At 27.6% G+C, this 19,845-nt stretch carries 27 protein-coding genes and 1 other annotated feature; of the genes, 1 reads left to right on the top strand and 26 read right to left on the bottom strand.

Annotated features, from left to right (window positions below; genetic code table 4):
- Positions 1-17 precede the first annotated feature (17 nt).
- Positions 18-455, top strand: coding sequence for a helix-turn-helix domain-containing protein (locus SCULI_RS00240; RefSeq protein ID WP_025362635.1), 438 nt, complete (start codon positions 18-20; stop codon positions 453-455).
- Between the two features lie 40 nt (positions 456-495).
- On the opposite strand, the gene mreB is transcribed toward SCULI_RS00240, so the two are convergent.
- From mreB to rpsF, 26 genes are all read right to left on the bottom strand, one after another.
- A complete protein-coding gene (gene mreB, locus SCULI_RS00235) occupies positions 496-1,524 on the bottom strand; it encodes a rod shape-determining protein (RefSeq protein ID WP_025362634.1) in 1,029 nt (342 codons plus the stop codon).
- 87 nt (positions 1,525-1,611) lie between these two features.
- The gene (locus SCULI_RS00230) at positions 1,612-2,454 is read right to left on the bottom strand and encodes an SPE_1075/MLC_0560 family membrane protein (protein ID WP_025362633.1); all 843 of its coding nucleotides are present in this window, start codon (positions 2,452-2,454) and stop codon (positions 1,612-1,614) included.
- 11 nt (positions 2,455-2,465) lie between these two features.
- Positions 2,466-3,053: a CatB-related O-acetyltransferase gene (locus SCULI_RS00225; RefSeq protein WP_025362632.1), complete on the bottom strand. Its 588-nt coding sequence runs from the start codon at positions 3,051-3,053 to the stop codon at positions 2,466-2,468.
- A 52-nt stretch (positions 3,054-3,105) separates the two neighbouring features.
- Positions 3,106-3,477, bottom strand: coding sequence for a MerR family transcriptional regulator (locus tag SCULI_RS00220; protein ID WP_025362631.1), 372 nt, complete (start codon positions 3,475-3,477; stop codon positions 3,106-3,108).
- A 125-nt stretch (positions 3,478-3,602) separates the two neighbouring features.
- The gene (gene rplL, locus SCULI_RS00215; RefSeq protein ID WP_025362630.1) at positions 3,603-3,968 is read right to left on the bottom strand and encodes a 50S ribosomal protein L7/L12; all 366 of its coding nucleotides are present in this window, start codon (positions 3,966-3,968) and stop codon (positions 3,603-3,605) included.
- Positions 3,969-4,035: 67 nt separating this feature from the next.
- Positions 4,036-4,536 carry a 50S ribosomal protein L10 gene (gene rplJ / locus SCULI_RS00210; protein ID WP_025362629.1) on the bottom strand — a complete coding sequence of 167 codons (501 nt, stop codon included), beginning with the start codon at positions 4,534-4,536 and terminating at the stop codon, positions 4,036-4,038.
- Positions 4,537-4,567: 31 nt separating this feature from the next.
- Positions 4,568-4,727 (bottom strand) — a sequence feature (ribosomal protein L10 leader region).
- 23 nt (positions 4,728-4,750) lie between these two features.
- Positions 4,751-5,542, bottom strand: a complete 792-nt coding sequence (locus tag SCULI_RS00205) for an HAD-IIB family hydrolase (protein ID WP_025362628.1) — start codon at positions 5,540-5,542, stop codon at positions 4,751-4,753.
- A 103-nt stretch (positions 5,543-5,645) separates the two neighbouring features.
- On the bottom strand, positions 5,646-6,437 hold the full coding sequence (locus SCULI_RS00200) for a Cof-type HAD-IIB family hydrolase (RefSeq protein WP_025362627.1): 792 nt from the start codon (positions 6,435-6,437) through the stop codon (positions 5,646-5,648).
- 71 nt (positions 6,438-6,508) lie between these two features.
- Positions 6,509-7,195, bottom strand: coding sequence for a 50S ribosomal protein L1 (rplA, locus tag SCULI_RS00195; protein ID WP_025362626.1), 687 nt, complete (start codon positions 7,193-7,195; stop codon positions 6,509-6,511).
- A 2-nt stretch (positions 7,196-7,197) separates the two neighbouring features.
- The gene (rplK, locus tag SCULI_RS00190; protein ID WP_025362625.1) at positions 7,198-7,632 is read right to left on the bottom strand and encodes a 50S ribosomal protein L11; all 435 of its coding nucleotides are present in this window, start codon (positions 7,630-7,632) and stop codon (positions 7,198-7,200) included.
- A gap of 313 nt (positions 7,633-7,945) precedes the next feature.
- Positions 7,946-8,458 (bottom strand): peptidylprolyl isomerase, encoded by a 513-nt coding sequence (locus SCULI_RS00185; protein ID WP_025362624.1) that lies wholly within the window; start codon positions 8,456-8,458, stop codon positions 7,946-7,948.
- A gap of 68 nt (positions 8,459-8,526) precedes the next feature.
- Complete coding sequence (nusG, locus tag SCULI_RS00180) at positions 8,527-9,150, bottom strand: transcription termination/antitermination protein NusG (protein ID WP_038647963.1); 624 nt, start codon at positions 9,148-9,150, stop codon at positions 8,527-8,529.
- A gap of 12 nt (positions 9,151-9,162) precedes the next feature.
- Entirely contained in the window at positions 9,163-9,579 is a 417-nt protein-coding gene (secE, locus tag SCULI_RS00175; RefSeq protein ID WP_053230313.1) for a preprotein translocase subunit SecE, read from the bottom strand.
- Between the two features lie 2 nt (positions 9,580-9,581).
- Positions 9,582-9,740, bottom strand: coding sequence for a 50S ribosomal protein L33 (rpmG, locus tag SCULI_RS00170; RefSeq protein ID WP_038647960.1), 159 nt, complete (start codon positions 9,738-9,740; stop codon positions 9,582-9,584).
- 29 nt (positions 9,741-9,769) lie between these two features.
- Positions 9,770-10,390 carry a hypothetical protein gene (locus SCULI_RS00165; protein ID WP_025362623.1) on the bottom strand — a complete coding sequence of 207 codons (621 nt, stop codon included), beginning with the start codon at positions 10,388-10,390 and terminating at the stop codon, positions 9,770-9,772.
- Positions 10,383-11,108, bottom strand: a complete 726-nt coding sequence (rlmB, locus tag SCULI_RS00160) for a 23S rRNA (guanosine(2251)-2'-O)-methyltransferase RlmB (RefSeq protein WP_025362622.1) — start codon at positions 11,106-11,108, stop codon at positions 10,383-10,385. Before rlmB ends, SCULI_RS00165 begins: the two co-directional genes overlap by 8 nt.
- On the bottom strand, positions 11,108-12,439 hold the full coding sequence (cysS, locus tag SCULI_RS00155; RefSeq protein WP_025362621.1) for a cysteine--tRNA ligase: 1,332 nt from the start codon (positions 12,437-12,439) through the stop codon (positions 11,108-11,110). The genes rlmB and cysS overlap by 1 nt, the downstream gene beginning before the upstream one ends.
- Before the next feature lie 16 nt (positions 12,440-12,455).
- A complete protein-coding gene (locus tag SCULI_RS00150; RefSeq protein ID WP_025362620.1) occupies positions 12,456-13,376 on the bottom strand; it encodes a hypothetical protein in 921 nt (306 codons plus the stop codon).
- Positions 13,377-13,388: 12 nt separating this feature from the next.
- Positions 13,389-14,057: a uracil-DNA glycosylase gene (locus tag SCULI_RS00145; protein ID WP_025362619.1), complete on the bottom strand. Its 669-nt coding sequence runs from the start codon at positions 14,055-14,057 to the stop codon at positions 13,389-13,391.
- Position 14,058: 1 nt separating this feature from the next.
- Positions 14,059-15,294 carry a hypothetical protein gene (locus SCULI_RS00140; RefSeq protein ID WP_025362618.1) on the bottom strand — a complete coding sequence of 412 codons (1,236 nt, stop codon included), beginning with the start codon at positions 15,292-15,294 and terminating at the stop codon, positions 14,059-14,061.
- A gap of 58 nt (positions 15,295-15,352) precedes the next feature.
- Entirely contained in the window at positions 15,353-16,612 is a 1,260-nt protein-coding gene (locus SCULI_RS00135; protein ID WP_025362617.1) for a lipoprotein, read from the bottom strand.
- Positions 16,613-16,673: 61 nt separating this feature from the next.
- A complete protein-coding gene (dnaB, locus tag SCULI_RS00130) occupies positions 16,674-18,026 on the bottom strand; it encodes a replicative DNA helicase (protein WP_025362616.1) in 1,353 nt (450 codons plus the stop codon).
- Complete coding sequence (gene rplI / locus SCULI_RS00125; RefSeq protein WP_025362615.1) at positions 18,026-18,472, bottom strand: 50S ribosomal protein L9; 447 nt, start codon at positions 18,470-18,472, stop codon at positions 18,026-18,028. Before rplI ends, dnaB begins: the two co-directional genes overlap by 1 nt.
- Positions 18,473-18,543: 71 nt before the next feature.
- The gene (gene rpsR, locus SCULI_RS00120; protein WP_038647956.1) at positions 18,544-18,765 is read right to left on the bottom strand and encodes a 30S ribosomal protein S18; all 222 of its coding nucleotides are present in this window, start codon (positions 18,763-18,765) and stop codon (positions 18,544-18,546) included.
- Between the two features lie 15 nt (positions 18,766-18,780).
- Positions 18,781-19,218: a single-stranded DNA-binding protein gene (locus SCULI_RS00115; protein ID WP_025362613.1), complete on the bottom strand. Its 438-nt coding sequence runs from the start codon at positions 19,216-19,218 to the stop codon at positions 18,781-18,783.
- A gap of 21 nt (positions 19,219-19,239) precedes the next feature.
- Positions 19,240-19,788 (bottom strand): 30S ribosomal protein S6, encoded by a 549-nt coding sequence (gene rpsF, locus SCULI_RS00110; RefSeq protein ID WP_025362612.1) that lies wholly within the window; start codon positions 19,786-19,788, stop codon positions 19,240-19,242.
- Positions 19,789-19,845: the final 57 nt, after the last annotated feature.

Genomic DNA, 19,845 nt, shown 5'->3' with positions numbered 1-19,845 from the left:
GCACTGTGAGGTAAAAAGTGAAAAAGAATTATAATATTGTTGACTTAAGTTTCTTATTGAAAAACTATGTCATGATTGAATTTTTAATAAAGGATTTAAATAAAAAAAGCAAAGAGGTTTTTAATGACTTATATGACAATGCTTTTATTCATTTAATGTTTATTAAAAATGTAACTGGTATTAGTCAAGCTGAATTGGCAGACTTAACCAACACTAATAAAAGTACATTATTTAGAAATATTAATATTTTAAGCAAAGCAAATTATATAATCAAAAAAACTTCTTCAAGAGCAAATGAAAATGAAATTTATTTAAGTACTAAAGGTGAAAAAGCTGTTGATAAAATTATAGAATTTATTGAAGAGTACGAACAATTGTTTAATTTAGATCAAAATATAAAAGAAAAAATAAATTTAGAAATATTAAAAGTAATTTTTATGTACCTGCCAAAATAAAAAACGATAACTATATTAGTTATCGTTAGATAAGTAAATTTTAATAACTTACTTGTCTTGCTTCACTTTTTATCATGTCATAAACATTTGATTCAAACTTTTTAGTTCCATTTATTACTGCTAATAAAGGTTGCTCACCAATTTTTGTTGGAAGTTGTAGTGTATCTGCGATGTATTTGTCAATTCCTTTAATTAAGGCACCCCCACCACAAATTATTATTCCACTTCTAAAGATATCCCCAGCTAATTCTGGTGGTGTATCTTCTAGTACTTGTACAATTAAATCAATGATTCTTGAAACAGGTACTTTTAAAACTTCTCTTATTTCTTCAGGTGATATTTGGATTTCTCTTGGTAATCCAGAAACAACATCACGTCCATAAACCTTCATGCGTCTTTCATCTGAGTATTTTGCCAATGATCCAATGTTAATTTTGATCATTTCGGAAGTTTTTAATCCTATATCCATACCATATTGTGATCGTATGAATTTTTGAATTTCTTCATTTAAAACATTTCCAGCTACTTTTGTTGATTTAGAAATAACAATATCTCCTGATGAAAGAACTGCAACATCAGTAGTTCCTCCACCACTATCAACAACAAGTCTTCCTGTTGGAGCAAAAATATTTACTCCCCCACCAAGTGCTGCCATTTTAACCTCTTCTTCAATAAATACTTTTTCTGCTCCAAAATTATGAGCAATTTTTTTTAACGCTGTTTTTTCCAATTCAGTAATAACTGAAGGACATGCCAACAACATAATTGAACCTTTTAAATATTTTTCCATTCTTAATTTTGTAAAAATATATCTAAGTTGAGCTGTTGTTGTTCTTATATCAGTAATAACTCCATCAACCATAGGTCTTACAACACGAATTGTTTTGTTTCCTTTTCCAATCATTTTGTATGCTTCTTCCCCAACAGCAACAATTCTGTTTTCTTTAATCTTATATGCCACAATTGAGGGTTCATTATAAATGATGCCTTGGCCTTCAGCATAAACTAATGTATAGGCTGTTCCCAAGTCTATTGAAACAAACTTTCTTTCATTTTTCTTCACTTTCATCACTCTCCAACAAGATTAATCTTGCCACCTAAATTATACACTCACAACACACAAAAGTGGTGCCTAACAACACCACTTTTTTATTTATTAATTTGTTGAAATTACTTTTAGTTTTTCATAATCAACAGCTTTATTTAATATTTTAATAATTTGAGCTACTAATGGTCCTGTGCAAAACAAGAACACCATTGTTGCGATTGAAAAGTTTGTAAATAAGAAATCCATTGTTGATACATCACCACTTGGAATAATTCAAAATAGAATTAATCCAGGAGCAGCCATTAATAGATCCATAATTATTCTTCCTGTACCATATTGAATTTTTGTTAATGTAATAAATTCTTGACAGATACTATTGTAAGGTCCAAGAATTCAACCAGACTTAACTCATAAAGCAATACCTAAAGCATAAATTAGAAATGCAAGTGCAAAAAATCAACTTGCTTTTCCTGGATTTACATCTGTTGATGTAGAATCACTTTTTATTAAATTGACAATGCTATCTTCATTAATTATTTTTTGAAACATTAATACAATTAATGGCAACATAAGTGATACAAATATATCAGCCATAATTTTAAAACTAAAATTTACTCATATTCCTTTATCTTTTGCTTCTCTATATTTTTTAATAGAATTTACAAGTGACATCGATGCACTTATTAAAGCAATTACTAAATAAAAATATAATAGCATTCCTGAATAAGAGTCATATGCTGCTGCTGAAGTTACATCACCATTTCCCAATTTTAAGCCAATCAATGTAAAAATTGTAAAATCAACTTGACTCTTTCCAATTCCCGTAGGAATGTACAATCTTATTCCCAAAGCCATTATAAACATTCCTGCAATTAATAATGATGCTTTAACTAAAAGCACTCTTCAATCTTTTTTGATATATCCCGTTTGTTCTTTAAATCAAGATTTCATGTTTCTCCTTATTATTCACTACTCATTAATCAAGGTATTAATTTTTTAACTTCTTCAATATCTTGATCTCACCATTTTGTCTCTTCAATTTTATCAATTGTAGATTTGCAAAATCTTTTTCTAATTAATTTTGCTGGATTGCCCCCAACTATTGTATAGGGTTCAACATCTTTGACTATAACACTTCCAGCTGCAATAATTGAACCGTTTCCAATCGTTACTCCTGGCATTATAATTGATCCATATCCAATTCATACGTCATTTCCAATGACAGTATTTCCTTTATTAACTGGAGCTGGAATTTTATCTTTTTGAACATTAAATTCATTAAAAATTTCAAAAGGATAAGTTGATATTGAATTTATTCTATGATTTGCCCCATTCATAATTATTTTAGTATCAGCTGCAATTGCACAATAATTGCCAATAATTAATCAATCATCGTGAATTTCTGGAAAATGATAAAGTACATTTCGATTTTGAAATTCTTTTAATGATTGTTCTCCTTCAAATCCATAGAAATATGAATAGTTTCCCACTTTAATATTTTTGTTTGTTATGTAGTTTTTTAAAAGCAATACTTTATTAGATTTAGCCATTTTTTTCACCTACTTGTTAAATTTTAAATAAAAAAAATAACTTTTTATATAGTTATTTCATTTCTTTCAAAATATTTTCATATTCTGTCTTTTTTCATTTTATGTATTTTATTTGATCTTCAATTTCTGTTCTAATTTTACAAGCAACTTTTTCTTGTTTTAGAATCATATTATAACGATCTTTAATAGTTGATTCACCTATTTGAACCAAATCTAAGTAATGTTTGATTTCTTTCAAACTCATTCCAGTTTTTTTAAGGCAAATAACTGTTTGAATTCAGTTTAAATCTGATTCATGTATATATCTATATTTGTTAACATCTCTATAAATCATTGGAAATAAGCCTTTGGAATCATAGAATCTAATTGTTGATTCATTTAGATTAAACCTCGAGGCTAACTCCTTTAAATATATTTTCTTCATTTCTCCATCCTTATCATTACAATATAGATTATAAAAGATTAAAGTATGTTTAAGTCAAGTGCTTTTAGATATAAAATAAAAAAGTTCACACCAATTAGTGTGAACTTTTTTATTTTAATAATTTATTATTTTAAATCAACTGAAGCTCCAGCTTCCATTAATTGTTTTTTAATTTCTTCTGCTTCTTCAACTTTTACATTTTCTTTAATAGCTACAGGTAATTCTCCATCAACTAATTTTTTAGCATCCATTAATCCTAATCCTGTAATTTCTTTAACGATTTTAATAACTGAAACTTTGTTTCCACCTGGGTTTGTTAACATAACGTTAACTTCAGTTGGAGCAGCTGCAGCTCCTCCAGCAGCTGGTGCAGCAACAGCTGCAGCAGCAACAACACCGAAGTGATCTTCGATTGCTTTAACTAAATCGTTTAATTCTGTTAATTTCATTTCTTCTAATGCTTTGATAATATCATCTTTTGTAATTGCCATGATTTTTTTCTCCTTTAAAATTTTCTATTCTAATTATTGTTTTGCTATTAGTACACTTTTACTTAAATTATTCTGATCTTGTTTTTGCTAATTCTTTTACTGTCAACATAAATTGACGTAATGGGTAGATAAGTGATGAAGCAAACATTGAGTATAGTTCATCTTTTGATGGAAGAGATGCAATCTCATTGATTGCAGCTGTATCCATAACGTTTCCTTCATAAATACCTGCTTTTAGTTTTAAATCTGGATTTGCTTTTGCAAATTCAGCTACTAATTTTGGTGGATATAATGCTTCTTCATCTGAGAAAATGTAAACATTTTGTTGTGTTAAGTACGCATCTAATCCTTGGATTTTTAGTTCTTCAACGGCTCTTCTAACTAATGAGTCTTTATAAACTTTAATAAAGATTCCTTGTTCACGAGCTTTGTCTCTTAATTCTGTCATTTGAGTAACAGAAAGGTTTTTATATTCAGCGATAGCTAAACCTTTACAGTTTTTAATTCTATCAACGATATCTTTAACTACTTCACCTTTTTGATTGTGAGCTGGTCTTGAAACTGACACTTCTAACGCCCTCCTTTTTTACTATTCAATTAAGATCAAAATAAAACCTCGAAAATATTATTTCCGAGGTTAATTAAAAATACACTAAATACTATTATTTAAATAATAGCCTATCTATGTAATTTCATTCCTCGGTAACAAATTAAGGGATAATTCCCAGTTACTTTCTTCGGTACGAATAGCATATATATAATATCATATTTTAATTTTTAAGCTATAAATATTTTTCAATATCTTTAACTGAATCAATAATGTAATTTGCTTTTTGTTTAACTATTTCTAAACCACTGTTAATAGCAAATGAATTTTGATATCCTTCTAACATTTCAATATCATTTTCGCCATCTCCTGAAGTATAAATATCACTATCATTAAAATTGTGGATCTTTTGAATAAATTCAATTCCTGCCTTTTTAGAAACATGTTCATCCATTATTTCAACTACAAAGGTAAATGTTTGCAAAATTTTAATACTTTTAATATCTTTAAAAAGTTCTTTAATAAAATTTATATCTTCAATATAACAATAAAATGCTATATTATTAACATTTTTATCAGTTAATAATTGATTGCGATATTGTTCATAAACATTTTCTTGATTAAATCAATATTCTAGAACTGGTTCTGTTTCATTTTTTTTAGGTTTATCAAAACCACATAAAATTTTTTTATCATTATTAGATGTAAAAGCAATTCCACATCTTCCAACCATAATATCTAATTTCTCAACCAATTTTTTGCGAATATCTAAACTAATTGTTGAATGCATTAGTGTTTTATTATTTTTATCATGTACCATAGCTCCATTATTTGTAATTAAATACTCATAATCAAGTTTATATTCTTGAATTTTTTCTAATGCTTCAAATTTATTTCTCCCTGTTGTAATAATTAATTTATTATCTGCGCCAATTCATTTATTAATAAAGTCCATATCTTCATTCTTAATTTTGGGCTCATTATGTAATTGAATTGTTCCATCATAGTCTGAAAATCATCACTTCATATATAATCCAAATTCCTATCTTTTGAGTAGGTTCTTTACCCTACATAATTTAGTATATTGACTTCAAGTTACTTGAAGTCAAGAAAAAAAAAAAAAAAATACTTTATAAGTATTTTCCAATTTCAAACACATTATCAATCACGTGTTTTGCATGCCCCTTAACTTTTGGTTGATGTTCTCTCATTGTAAATGAATTTTTTGTTAAATCTAACATTTCAATATCATTTTCACCATCTCCTGAAGTATAAACATCATCTAAAGAAAAACCTTTAATTTCTTTAATTTTTAAAATACCATGAGCTTTTGAAACATCTTTATGCATAATTTCAATGACATTTTTATGAGTTCTTACAGCTTTACAAGATTTTAAACGACTATTAAAGATATTTTGAACATTTTCAATTTCTGCTTGATTCAAATAAACATATAATAAATTTAAATCAGTTGAAGTCAAAATATCGTGATTTCCTTCATCATAATTATTTGCTTTTGGTGCATAAGTTGTTAAAAATTCACTTTCATCAACCTCTTTAACAGCTACTCTTGAATAATCCATTCTTTGATCTAAAAGACAATATGCAAGAATGTGTCTATCTTTTAATTCATTAAAAATTTTAACTATTTCTTCTCTTTCTTCAAATGGAATAATTGTATTTGCAATTATTCCATTTCCTTTTTCAAAAACAATTGCTCCATTATTACAAATCATGTAATTATAAGGTATTTTTACTTTATCCAATACACGTTCAATTTCATGATGCATTCTTCCTGTTGCAATTGCAAATGAATTTCCTTCCTCAATTCATTTGTTAATAAATTCCATGTCTCTTGGATCAATATAATCATTGTGTTGCAAATTAATAGTTCCATCATAGTCTGAAAATCATCACTTCATATTATTAATATCCTTCCTTAACACCATAATTATATCAATTAAATAAAAAAATAACCTTGCGGTTATTTTTATTAATTTTCAATTAAAACTTTAATTCCAGGACCCATTGTAGTAGTTACTGAAATATTTTTAATATAAGTTCCTTTAACTGCAGCTGGTTTAGCTTTTTTAATTACTTCTAAAATAGCTGAGTAGTTTTTTAGTAAGTTGTCTTCTGTAAATGAAACTTTTCCTAAAATTGAATGGATGTTTCCTTCTTTATCAGTTCTATATTCAACTTTACCTTTTTTAATTTCGTCTAAAGCTTTTTTAACATCTGGAGTAACTGTTCCAGTTTTTGGGTTAGGCATTAATCCTTTTGGTCCTAAGATTTTACCAATTTTTCCTAATTCTGCCATCATTTCTGGTGTAGCAACAATTACGTCATATTCAAATCAGTTTTCTTTTTGGATTTTTTGAATTAAATCTTCTGCTCCAACAAAATCTGCTCCAGCTTCTTGCGCTTCTTTTGCTTTAGTTTTTGTTAACACTAAAACTTTTTGACTTTTTCCTGTTCCTCCAGGTAATACTAGTGCTCCTCTGATTTGTTGATCGGCATGTCTTGGATCAACATTTAAATTAAATGCAATTTCAACAGTTGAGTCGAATTTTGTAATTGAAGTTTCTTTAGCTAATTTGATTGCTTCTGCAATTGGGTATAATTTAGTTTTGTCAACTTTAGCATTAACTGCTTGTAATTTTTTACTTACTTTTGCCATAACTATTTACCTTCTTTTTCAGGCATTCCTGTTACTTTAATACCCATATTTCTAGCTGTTCCTTCAATTATTCTCATTGCTGCTTCAATTGTATTTGCATTTAAATCAACCATTTTGTATTCTGCGATTTTTTTAATTTCTTCAGCACTAATAGTTGCAACAACTTCTTTACCCGAAGTTTTTGAACCTTTTTGTATTCCTGCTGCTTTTTTTAACATAAATGCAGCTGGTGTAGTTTTTAATACAAAGTCAAATGATTTGTCATCATATGCTGTAATAACAACAGGTACTACTTCTCCTGCTCTGTCTTTAGTGGCGTCATTAAATTGTTGTGTGAATTGAGGCATATTAATTCCCAATGAAGCTAGCTCTGCTCCTGGTTTTGCTTGCATTGCCATAAATTCTAATTTAGCTATACGTGTGATTTTCTTTGCCACGAACAACACCTCCTGTTTTCGCTGTGGTCCTAACGTAATAAACGAATTCTCGTCTTTACTTCCACAATTAAAATCTGCCATAAATAATAATATCACATTTTTTAATTTAAAGATAAAAAAACTAACCCTAAGGTTAGTTAATTATTCATCACTCATTATAAAATTATTAGTCGTATCGTCCTCTTGAGGATCCAACATCCTTTTGAAAAATTCATTACTTTTAAGACATTATTATGTGGGCTTTATACCCATAATTATTATAACTTATAATTTAATAATTTCCACTTTTTTTATAAATTTTTGGAAAAAATTATTAAACCAATTCAATAGTTTTAATAATAATTGGCTCCACTGGAACATCATCATGATATCCCTTGTTAGTTGTTGGAACATTTTCAATTTCTAAAGCCACATTTAAGCTTTCTTGATCTGCAAGTTTTCCAAATGAAGCATATTGTCCATCTAAGAATTTTGCATCACCAGTTACAATAAAAAATTGACTTGTTGCACTATCCATTACATTAGTTCTTGCCATTGATAGAACACCTGGTTCATGTTTTAAAGTTGTAGCATTTTTATTTCATCCATTAATTGAAAATTCACCTTTAATTGGAGTCAATCCACTTTTTTCTTGCATTTCTAAATTCATTCCTCCACCTTGAATCATAAATCCTTTTATAACTCTGTGAAAAATTAATCCATCAAAATATTTATTTTTTATTAAATTAATAAAGTTTTCAACACTAATTGGGGCATATTCTGGAAATAAATCTGCATTCATTATTCTTCCATCATTTAAAATAATTTTAATTTTTACTGTTTTCATCTATGCTTTCTCCTTCTTTATTGATAATACATAAAAAAAATAACTTTGATTTACAAAGTTATTTAAAATTATAGTTTATAAGCTAATTCTAAGTTTGAAAATTCAAATTCAGTTGGAGTAATACGTCCAAATAATTCAATGTTTACAACAGCAATTCCTTTTTCATAATCCATATCCATAACTTGTCCTTCAACTTGTGCAAATGGACCATCTTTTACAAGCACTACATCTTTTAATTTGTAATCTGCAGTATATAGTACTTTTTCTTTTTTTTGTTGTTGTCCTTGTCCTGATTTTGATTTCTTTGTACTTTCATCAACAGTTGGTGCAAGCATTCTTGAAACTTCTTCAATTGTTAATGGGAAAGGTTTTGCACCTTTTCCAGATGATCCAATAAATCCTGTAACTCCAGGAGTATTTCTAACAATAAATCATGTTTCATCTGTCATTAACATATTAATAAAAATATAACCAGGATATTTATTTTTATCTGTAATCTTATTGTTTTTTCCAACAACTGGAGCTTTTGAAATTCTTATATCAAAAATACGATCTTCTAAAGAAGAAGTTTCAACTTTTTGTAATAAGTCTCCTCTAACTCTTTCTTCGTGTCCACTATTACAATTGATTACAAATCATTGTCCTTTGTATGAACTTAGTTCATCTTCTAATTGCATTAAATTATCTTCCATTTTTATTTCCTCCTAACCTGTTAGATCTACAATTTTTAGTAAATCAAATAAATATTGTAGACCTAAATCAACTGCATAAAAGAATATACCAAATATTAATAGGAAAACAATAACTCATGTAAATTTTTGACCTAAATTTTTACGATCAGATCATTTAATTTTATTAACTTCTTTTAGCATTTTAACAGGCATTTCTTTAATTGCTAATTTATAGTTAATTTTTTCTTTTTCCTTTTTAATTTTCTTTTCTTTAGCTTTTTTTATTTTTTCTTCTTTTGTAAGACCTTTGTCTCCATCAAGTTGTTTATAAAGCTCTTCAATTTGTTTTTTCTTGCTATCTTTTTCAAGTTTCTTTTGTTCTTTTAAAGCTTGCTTTTGGGCAATTTTATCTAATTTCTCTTTAGCTTTTTTTTCAGCTTTGTTATCCATTACTATCGTGTCTCCTTATGGGTTGTGTGAGCATTACAAGTTCTACAAAATTTCTTAATAACTAATCTTTCTCTTTGAGAAAGCGTACTTTTTTGAATACTGTAATTTCTAGATAAACAATCTTCACAAACCAAAATAATTTTTTTCTTACTTTGCGACATAATAAAACAACTCTTTTCTTACCACATAATTATATATTACTTGACCCATTTATTAAACTAATTAAGTAATTTTTTAAATGATTAATGTATCTCTCAAGTTGTCTTCTTGTTATATTTAATGTGCAACAAACAAAAGTTTTACTTTCTCCAGCACAAACATATTTCAGTGCTTCTTTTTCAATTGGATTATCCAATTGTTGTATATAAATAACAATTGAATCTAAAATATTTTTCATCATTTCAAATGATTGGTAATTGCGACTTACATGAAAATCTGCCATTAATTCAAATGGATTCAATTGTTGTTCGCTACTATCTTTATAACCACAAATTTTTGCTATATATTCTAACTTTTCCTTTCGACGAAAAGTTCTTACAAAATCTGCAAGTCTTCTTTTTACAATATAAATGATATAGGAGGTTAATTTAGTACCCCTCATATTATTAAATTTAGCTTTAACTTCTTTTAAAGCCAAATATGTTGTTGTTAATAATTCCTCTGGTTCAATATTTAGATCACCATTAGCAAAAATATATCTAAATATTTCCGATCTAATTGAATTTATAACCATAAGATATTGTTCATCTCCTAATTCAGGAAATTCATTGTGAACAACATGATAAATAATATCGTTTAATCTATTACTCATTTAAACTTCGAGCAAATAAGATAATTCCTGTTGCAACCGAAACATTTAAAGAATCAATTGTATTATTGGTTGGAATAATAAAGTTGAAGTCAGATTGTGAAATAAGTTTTTTCATAACACCTTCTCCTTCATTTCCTAATATTATTGCGCTTTTATTATCAAAAGCTATTTTTGTTATATCTTGTGATTCATCAGAAATGTTTGAACAATATGTTCAATAACCATAACTTTTTAAAGTATTTAAAGCATTACTTAAATTAGAAACCTTGACAATTGCAATATTATAGATAGTTCCTGCTGATGCTTTAATAACTGCAGGAGTAACTTCAACTTGATTGTGATCAAGAATAATTATTCCATTAACTCCAAATAAAGTAGCTGTTCGAATAATTGCACCAAAGTTATTTGGATCTTGAATTCTATCTAATACTAAAATTGTGCTTTTAGTTTCATTTTTGCTTATAATATCTTTTAAATCACTATATTTATAATCTTTAATTTCTGCAAATATCCCTTGATGGTTTATTTTTTCTTGAATTAAATTATTAAATTCTTGTTTTTCAAGTGAAGTTCACTTGATGTTATTATTTTTAATTACGTTAAAAACTTCATTATCAAAAGCAAATCCTTTTTGGATATATATTTCTTTAATCTCATGACTAAAATGTAAAATTGTATTTTGAACTGGGTTCTTTCCATAAATTATATTTTTTTTCATTAGATTATATTTTCCTTTTTCAATTCATCTCTTAATTTATCAGCTTTTTCAAAGTTTTTTTCAGCCACTAGTTTTTTTCACTCAGTTATTTTTTTAACTGTTTTATTATCAATATCTTTAATTTCAAATTTAAATCCCAATACTCTTAAAATTTTGATTAGTTTTTCATAAGTTAAATCAACAACTTTTGACCTAATTTGTTTATTTAAGTTTTTTGACATCTCATCAATTAAAGTAATAATCATCGGTGTATTTAAATCATCTTTAAAATAAGTTCTAAATTTTGTCATGTATTTGTATGAATTAAAATCATCATCAATTGGTGTTTGATTATTAAAACTAATATCTCCAACACGTTGCATTCAGTTTACTTGTTTTAAAATATTTTGGATTTTTTGACATCACTCTTGTGAATGTTCAATTAAATCTTTTGTTATATTTAATGGTTGTTTGTAATTAGTATTTAAAAACATATACCTTAAGGTATTGTTTCCATACTCTTCAATAAAGTCCTTAACAAGAATTGTATTATTTAAAGATTTAGACATTTTTACATTATCAATTGAAAGGTGACCATTGTGCATTCACACATTAGTGATCTCACGTGAATTTTTTGCTAAGTATTGAATTCTTTCGTTTTCATGGTGAGGAAATTTTAAATCAATTCCCCCAACGTGAATATCAATTGGATATTTAAAGAATGAATCAATTAGTAAAGCACATTCAGTATGCCATCCAGGTCTTCCTAGACTTCATTTTGATAATCATTTTTTTCCTTTTTCTGTTTTTTTTCATAAAACAAAATCAAAAGGATTTCTTTTGTTTAAATCCTCTTCAACTCTATTTCCAACTTCTAACTCTTCTAGTTTCTGTTTTGAAAGATTACCATATTTGTTTTCCATTTTATTTACATCAAAATAAACATTTCCATCAACTTCATAAGCAAATTCATCATTAATTAAAGCATCAATAAAATCAATAATTTCATTTATTCTTTCAGATATTGGAATAATTGCAGTTGGTCTATTAATATTTAAACCATCTAAATCGTCAAGAAAAGCTTTAGTATAGAATTTTGTTAATTCTTCTTCTTCAATCTTTTCAATTTCTGCACGATCAATAATTTTGTCATCAATATCTGTAATATTTAATAAATATTTATATTTTATATTTCTATATTCTAAAAATCTTATTACTAGGTCACTTAGAATCAATGGTCTTGCATTGCCAATATGAATATAGTTGTATACTGTTGGACCACAATTGTAAATACATACTTTAGGAACATCAATTTCTTTATATTCAGTTGATAATGAATCATATATTTTCATAAACTTAACCCTTTACCTATCTATCTCTTTTGATTAGTGGCGAAACAGCTTTATATGTATAATATAAAACCGTAGAATTAAATAATATTTTTAGTGGTGCTTGAATTAGCCTACTTAATAACATTATAAAATATCCATTTAAGTCAGCATCTTGTTCTAAACCTAAGAATCCATAATCTCCCCAAGCAGAAATAATTGAAGTTACTAAATATTCAGATGCTGTTGCAAATAAAATAATTGGCAATAAAATATTTAGTGTTTTTTTATGACCTTTTGCAGCCATAAAGATCGTTAAAGCTCATACAACAAAAATACATAAGAAAATTGAAGCAAGAAAAATTCATTTAAAAACTGTTGGACTAAATCCACCAATATCATATGGTTCACCTTTTGCATTTAATTCTGGTAATGAATCAATTAAAAATACCATTACCAATGCAAAACCAATTAAAAAGATATTGATTAAAGCAATAATAACTCAATTATTTCCTTTTCCAACTCTTAAGAAACTTGAACCAATTCCAGCAACAAAACCATAACATATAATTACAATAATAAATGCTGGATGAATAAATGAAGGCACAAAAATCATAACCAAAATTTCTGTAATTAAACCAACAATTACTCCAACGATTGGACCAAAAATAAATCCAGTAATTTTTACCATAACCCCCTCAAAAGCAATTCTAATTGGGGGAAAGACTGTAATTGGAACAGTTAATGAAATAACAACAGTCACACTAACTGAAACTGCTGTAAACATTGTAATATAGGCAATGTTTTTAGTTGTAAATCTAATTCCATGATAACGTTCTTTTAAAATTAAAAAAGAAAGAGAATTATAAATTATATATGCAACAATTAATATTCCCATTGCCCCTGAAGCAATATAGGCTAAATTATTGCCATTTAATAAATATTCTGCAATTGTTTGCATGTTAATACTCCTCTACTTTTGTCAATCAATAGTCCTAATTCTCATTTCATTAAGAATACCATTAATCTTGGAAAAAGGTTTTGAATTTTCAAATCCATTTTTGTAACTAAAAGGTGAAGGATGCATTGAAATAATGCAATATTCACTTTTTGTATCAAGATTATTATATAAGTTTTTTGCATAATTTCCCCACAAACAATAAATAATATTAGTGTTTATTTTATTTATGCAATTTAGAATTTTAACAACAATTTGTTCTCATCCAATATTTTTATGAGAACCTGGTTGAGATTCTTTGACTGTAAAGATTGTATTTATTAGCAATACTCCTTGTTTAACTCATTGTGATAAATCATTATTATCAAAATGATCAATATTTAGATCATTTTTTAATTCCTTAAATATATTTTTTAAACTTGGAGGAGTTTTTACATTATTTGAAACACTAAAAGCAATTCCATTTGCACTTCCTTTAGTGTGATATGGGTCTTGACCAATAATAACTATTTTAACATCTTCTGGTTTAATTAAAGTAAAAATCCTAAAGATGTTTTCTTTAGGAGGAAAAACATTATTAAAATCTGTTATTTTATCCAATGTGTTTTGAATATCAATTAAAATATTATTTTCTTCAAATAATTTAATTCATTCTGGGTATATGCCCTTAAAAATTGCATTCATATTATTTCAATAGCTTACTATATTTCTTTCTGCTTGCTTCTTCAGCCTTTTTGCGTTTTTTTAATGCTTTTTTATCACCTTTTGATAAAGAAAAGTTCTCAAAATCATCTTGTTCTGCATCTCTTCTTGGAGTTGAAAAAACTTCGTCATCCTCTTCAACTGGTCCCAAGTCAATTAAATTATCATCTTTTTTAGGAACAACGATATCATCAGGAATTAAGTTTTTTTCATATAATGAAGTAATTGATGCATTATTTGGTTCTTCATTATATCTGTTCTGAGATTCATTTGTTTCAACTTTAACATTTTCATTTAAAGGTTGAACTTTAGAATTTATATCTAAAGCAGAATTACTATTTTTTTCTTTTTCAAAATGTGAATTTTGTTTGTTATGTTTGTTAACGTCACTAGTTTGTTTTATGTTTTGTGCTCAAACATCTTCATTAGGACTTTCACTCACTACAATCGAACTCATGTTATCTAGATCATAATCATCAATAACATCCATTTGAGCCTCTGCCTTTTTCAATTGTAACCTGTCAATGTTGTAAAGGTCGTCTTCTTTTCTAAAACTTACATTAACGAGAGTTTCGTCCTCTATTTTTTTTGATTTCTTTTCTCCTTGTAGTTTGTCTTTTTTACTATAAAGAGAAACTTCACCTAAGCTATCATCATCTGTATTATTTATCATCAAAGAATTATCTTGAATAATTGCCCCAATTTTATCTTCATCAAATGCACTCATGTCAAAAGTTAAAGTAGTATCATCAAAAATATCTACACCCTGTTTTTTGTGTCCATTATTAGAATCGTCTTGTGGATATTGTTGATATCCCGCTGAACTATTGTTAAATTGACCATTTCCCATTCCAGCAATTGGATAACCATTATTTTGTTGTGGTTGTTGTGCCATATTATTGCCTTGTTGCATCATCATTCCATTATTTGGTTGACCATAATTTGTTGGCATACCTGGTTGACCATATGCTTGTTGAGGTGCATATCCAGATTGTGGCATCATCATTGGCATACCATATGAAACCATTGGAACTGAATACATTGGCATTGGTACAAATTGCTGTGGTTGAATTGGTGGCTGTGCTCCATACACACTATTTAAATAAGACTGCAAAAATTTGTGAGCATCAAATTCACTCACAAAAGTTGCTATAGTTTTGTTGGTGTTTCCATCAACAACTTCGTAATTGCCATTATTCAGACGTATGTAACAATTCATCGTTAGCCCTCGATTCTCATTATATATTATCTCATATTTTACCCACTTTTATTGCTCTTTATTTTTTGGAAATTGTAATATTAGTTGTTGGATCAAATCCTGCTAATTCATTAAAAATATCTTTATTTCCTGCTGCACTTTTTTGCGCATCAAATGAATATGTATATGGTTCATATCAATAAACATATTTATCTGTTCTTTCTTCTTTTCCACTTCCAGTTTTTAAAGCAAAACCATTAAGTGCATAGCTTAAAACGATATTATTTAATCCAGAATAAGTAATAGAAAATTCTTTTTCTTCATCTGTAAATGTTAATTCAAGATCTGCAAAGCTGCCACCTTTATTATAAACAAATGTATTTGCAGTATTTATTTTAATACCATTATCTTCACCTTCACCTGTTGTTGATGAATAAAGAGATCATTCATTTGAGATTTCATCAGCATTTTTTTGTCCTTCTTCATCAGCAGGCACAATAGTTTTATTAATTGTTGTTGGAATACTAAAACTTCCCATTAATTTAACTTCTTTTTCAGATACATCTTTCATTTTTGTAAAAAATGATTTTGCTTGTGTTGTTTCTGCATCAGTTAATTTGTCATCTCCAGAATTTGTTTTTTCTAATTTTTCTTTAAATTCTTCTTCTGTTAATCCTAATGCATCCTTTCATTCAGATACTTTACTTCCAGTTTTTAAATTATTTAAAGGAGTTACTAATTCGGAATTTTGATCTTCTAATTTTGAAAACCAATCTCCTCCCTCTGGTGATTCATAATCAAATCCATCAACTATTTTATCTTCAACAAGTTTATTTTCTTTATAAGTTCTATCGACTAAAAATACTGGTGTGTCTCCAATATTAAATGTGTTATTTGATTTTGTTTTAAAATCAATTGCTGTAAAATTAGTATTTCTTGGTGCAGTATAAGATGCTAAAAATTCTTCTAAATCTCCTTCTGCAGTTTCAATGTCTTTTAAATTATCTAATGATAATTTAAGTCCAGCTTCACCAATAGTCTCTTTGGCTTCTGCTAGTTTACTTTGATCTGCATATTTTAAATCACTAAAAGTAATTGCATTAAGTAACTGATAGCCAACACTTGCAATTTTTCCTGTAAAGGCATTATCATATATTGAAGTAGCAGCCTCTGTATTTTCATTCGATTCATTAACTAATTGTCCAGTTTCTTTATCTCAATATTTGAATCCATCAATTTTAATTTCTAATGGAATTGCTTTTGTTTGACAAGCAACAACACTTGCAACTGATGAAGTAGTTAAAGTAACTGCTGCTAAACCTGCTAATAATCTTTTCATTTTGTTTCGACCTCTTTGTAATATCTATCTAATATTCTACCTTATTTTTTAAATTAATTTATTATGAATTTTTTGACTGATCAACAAACTTACCATAATTTCTCATGAAGTTAACTTTTACAACTCCAGTTGCTCCGTTACGGTGTTTTGAAATAATAACATCAGTTTCATCAGTGGGGTTATCATCACCCATATTATATTCTTTTGCTTTATAATATGCATCTCTATATAGGAACATAATAATATCGGCATCTTGTTCAATCGCTCCTGAATCACGTAAATCTGACATCAAAGGTGTTTTTTCTTCTCTTTTTTCAACACTACGAGATAACTGTGAAAGACAAATAATTGGAATGTTCAATTCACGAGCAATTTTTTTCAATTGTCTTGAAATTGCTGCAACTTCATTTTGACGACTTTCAAATCGACCTTGCATTGCAGAAATTAATTGTAAGTAGTCAATAAAACATACTTCAATATCAAAATCACGTTTCATTTTTCTTAGTTTTGATTGTAATTGTAAGACTGTAATTCCTGGAGAATCATCAATAACAATATTCATTTGTTTAATTTGCTCTCCTCCAGATGTAATTCTGGTTCATTTTTCTGTTGTCAATCCTTGAGCATTTCTTAATGCTCCTGAATCAATTCCTGAAACTGAAGATAAAATACGTTGAACTAATTGTTCTTTGGGCATCTCTAAAGAAAAGAAAGCTACTCCTTTTTTTCTTTCTGCTGCATTAACTGCTAAGTTTAAAGCAAAAGCGGTTTTTCCCATTGAGGGTCTAGCAGCTAAAATAATAAAATCACCTTTTTGTCATCCATTTGTAATTTGATCAATATCTGTAAAACCTGAAGGAACTCCTGTTACAACTCCTCCATTTTTTTCTAAATCCTCAATTTTTTTAATAACTTCAACAACAGTACTCTTTACAGGAACTGCATCATCTTTTTTAATTTCTGTTCTAATATTTAAAATTTTTTGTTGTGCAACAAAAAATACTTCTTCAATTGGAGATTTACTTTCACGTAATTGTTTAATATGAACTAAAATACGATCAAGTTGTCTTCCAATTGAATTTTTAAATACAATTTGTACATAATCTTCAAAACCTTCATCAGTATAAAAGTAACTTGAAATATCTGAAATATATTCAATTCCCCCAACCTTATCTAATTGTTTTTTTTCTTGCAAATAATCAGCTACTTTTGTAACAGTTGGCGCTTGTCCATTTTGACTTAGTTGATTTACAGCATCAAAAATTACTCTGTGACTTTCAAGTGAAAAATCTTCATCTTGTAATTGAGTTAAAATATCAAAACTAGCTTTAGGAGAATGCATCGCAACTGCCAAAACTGCTTTTTCTGAGTCAATTAAAACTAATTCTTGATTTGTATCTAAATTAAATTCCATTATTTTTTACCTTCCACATTTACTTTTAAAGTTGCTACAATTTTAAAATCTAATTTAATCTTTAAATAGAAAAGACCAATCTGATTTAAATTATCATGTTTTTCAAATTTTCTTTTATCAATTATTATATTATGTTCTTTTTTTAGTCTGTCACAAATTTGTACTAATGAAACTGAACCAAATGGTTTGTTGTCTTTAATAGTTAAAGCAAAATTTAAGTTTAAAACTTCAATTTGTTCTTTTAACTTTTCAACTTCATGTTTTTTATTTTCAGTTTCAATTTTTTCATTTTTTAATTTTACATTTAAATGACTTACTTGATTTTGTGAAGCAATAGTTGCTAATTTTTTAGGAATCAAATAGTTTTTTGCATATCCATCAGATACTTCTACTATTTGATCTTTTTTCCCATAATTTTTTACATCTTGTAACAGTATAACTTTCATTATTATCACCAAACATATTATAACAAAGTATTAAAAAAGCACTTATAAATAAGTGCTCTAATTTTAATAAATTATTGATTTACGAATGGTAATAATCCCATGATTCTAGCTCTTTTGATTGCTGTTGAAAGCATTCTTTGGTGCTTTGGTGAAGTACCAGTAATTCTTCTTGGTAAGATTTGTCCATTATTTGAAATAAATTTTTTTAATAAATCGATGTCTTTGTAATCGATATATTCAATATTGTTTTTAGCAAAGAAGTTAATTTTTTTTCTTCTAACAAATTTTTTCATATTTAACTACCTCTCTTAATCTTCTCATAAAATTGAGTCGTCATTATTTGAAGAACTTGCATCATCCATTAAATCAAAATCATAATTTGTTGGTGATGATTGGCTCGGAGCAGATTTTGGTTGTTCAAAATTTGAACCACCAGTTTGTCCTTGACCACCTAAAAATTGAACCCTATTTGCTCTAACAGAAATAACTGTTGAAAATTGCCCATTGTTGTTATCTTGTCTAACATTTAAACTTCCTTCAACTGCAATTTGTGCACCTTTTTTAACATACTTAGCCATATTTTCTGCTGTTTTTTCTCAAGCAAAACATGGTACAAATTGTGTAAATTGGTTTCCTCCTGAAAATTCATTCACAGCAAGAGTAAAGGCAACATAGTCTTTACCTCCTGATGATTTTCTAAGTTCAGGATCTTTTGTTATTCTTCCTATTAAATTAACTGAATTCATTTTAATTCTCCTCTAAAATTATTAAGCTTCTTCTTTAGTAGCTTTTTTAGCAGCTGGCTTTTTTTCAACTGCTGGTTTTTCAACTTTAGCTTCAACTGGTTTTTCAGTTTTTGCTGCAGCTGGTTTATCTGTTTTAACTTCTTCTTTAACAGGTGCTGGTCTATCTTCTGCAGGTCTTCTTGCAGGTCCACCAGGTTTTCTGTCAAATCCTCTTGAAGGTCTTTTTTCTTCTTTGAATTTTGACATATCTGTTTTTGCTAATTTTGTTGATTGAATATATTTCTTTTCGTTTTCAGTATTGATTACTAATTCTCTTACAACGTTTTTATCAATTTTTGATACACGTTGGAATTCTAAAATATTACTTGAATCAGTTTCAACGATTAACACTGTGTAGTGTCCTTTTTTCTTTTTATTTATTTCATAAGCGAAATCTTTTAAACCTCAGTCTTCTGAAGCTAGAATTTTTCCACCGTTTGCTGTAAGAGTATCATTCAATTTAGTTTGAACAGCTTTTACATCAGTAGTGTCTTGATCAATAATATACATTATTTCGTATTTTCTAATCATGTATAAATTCTCCTTATGGTCTTTTGGCCTTAATCGGCAAGGAGTTAACGTTAATTA

Origin of the sequence: Spiroplasma culicicola AES-1 (genome assembly GCF_000565175.1) — a bacterium.
Classification (GTDB): Bacteria; Bacillota_I; Bacilli_A; order Mycoplasmatales; family Mycoplasmataceae; genus Spiroplasma_A; species Spiroplasma_A culicicola.
This window is presented reverse-complemented; position numbering and strand designations above follow the sequence as displayed.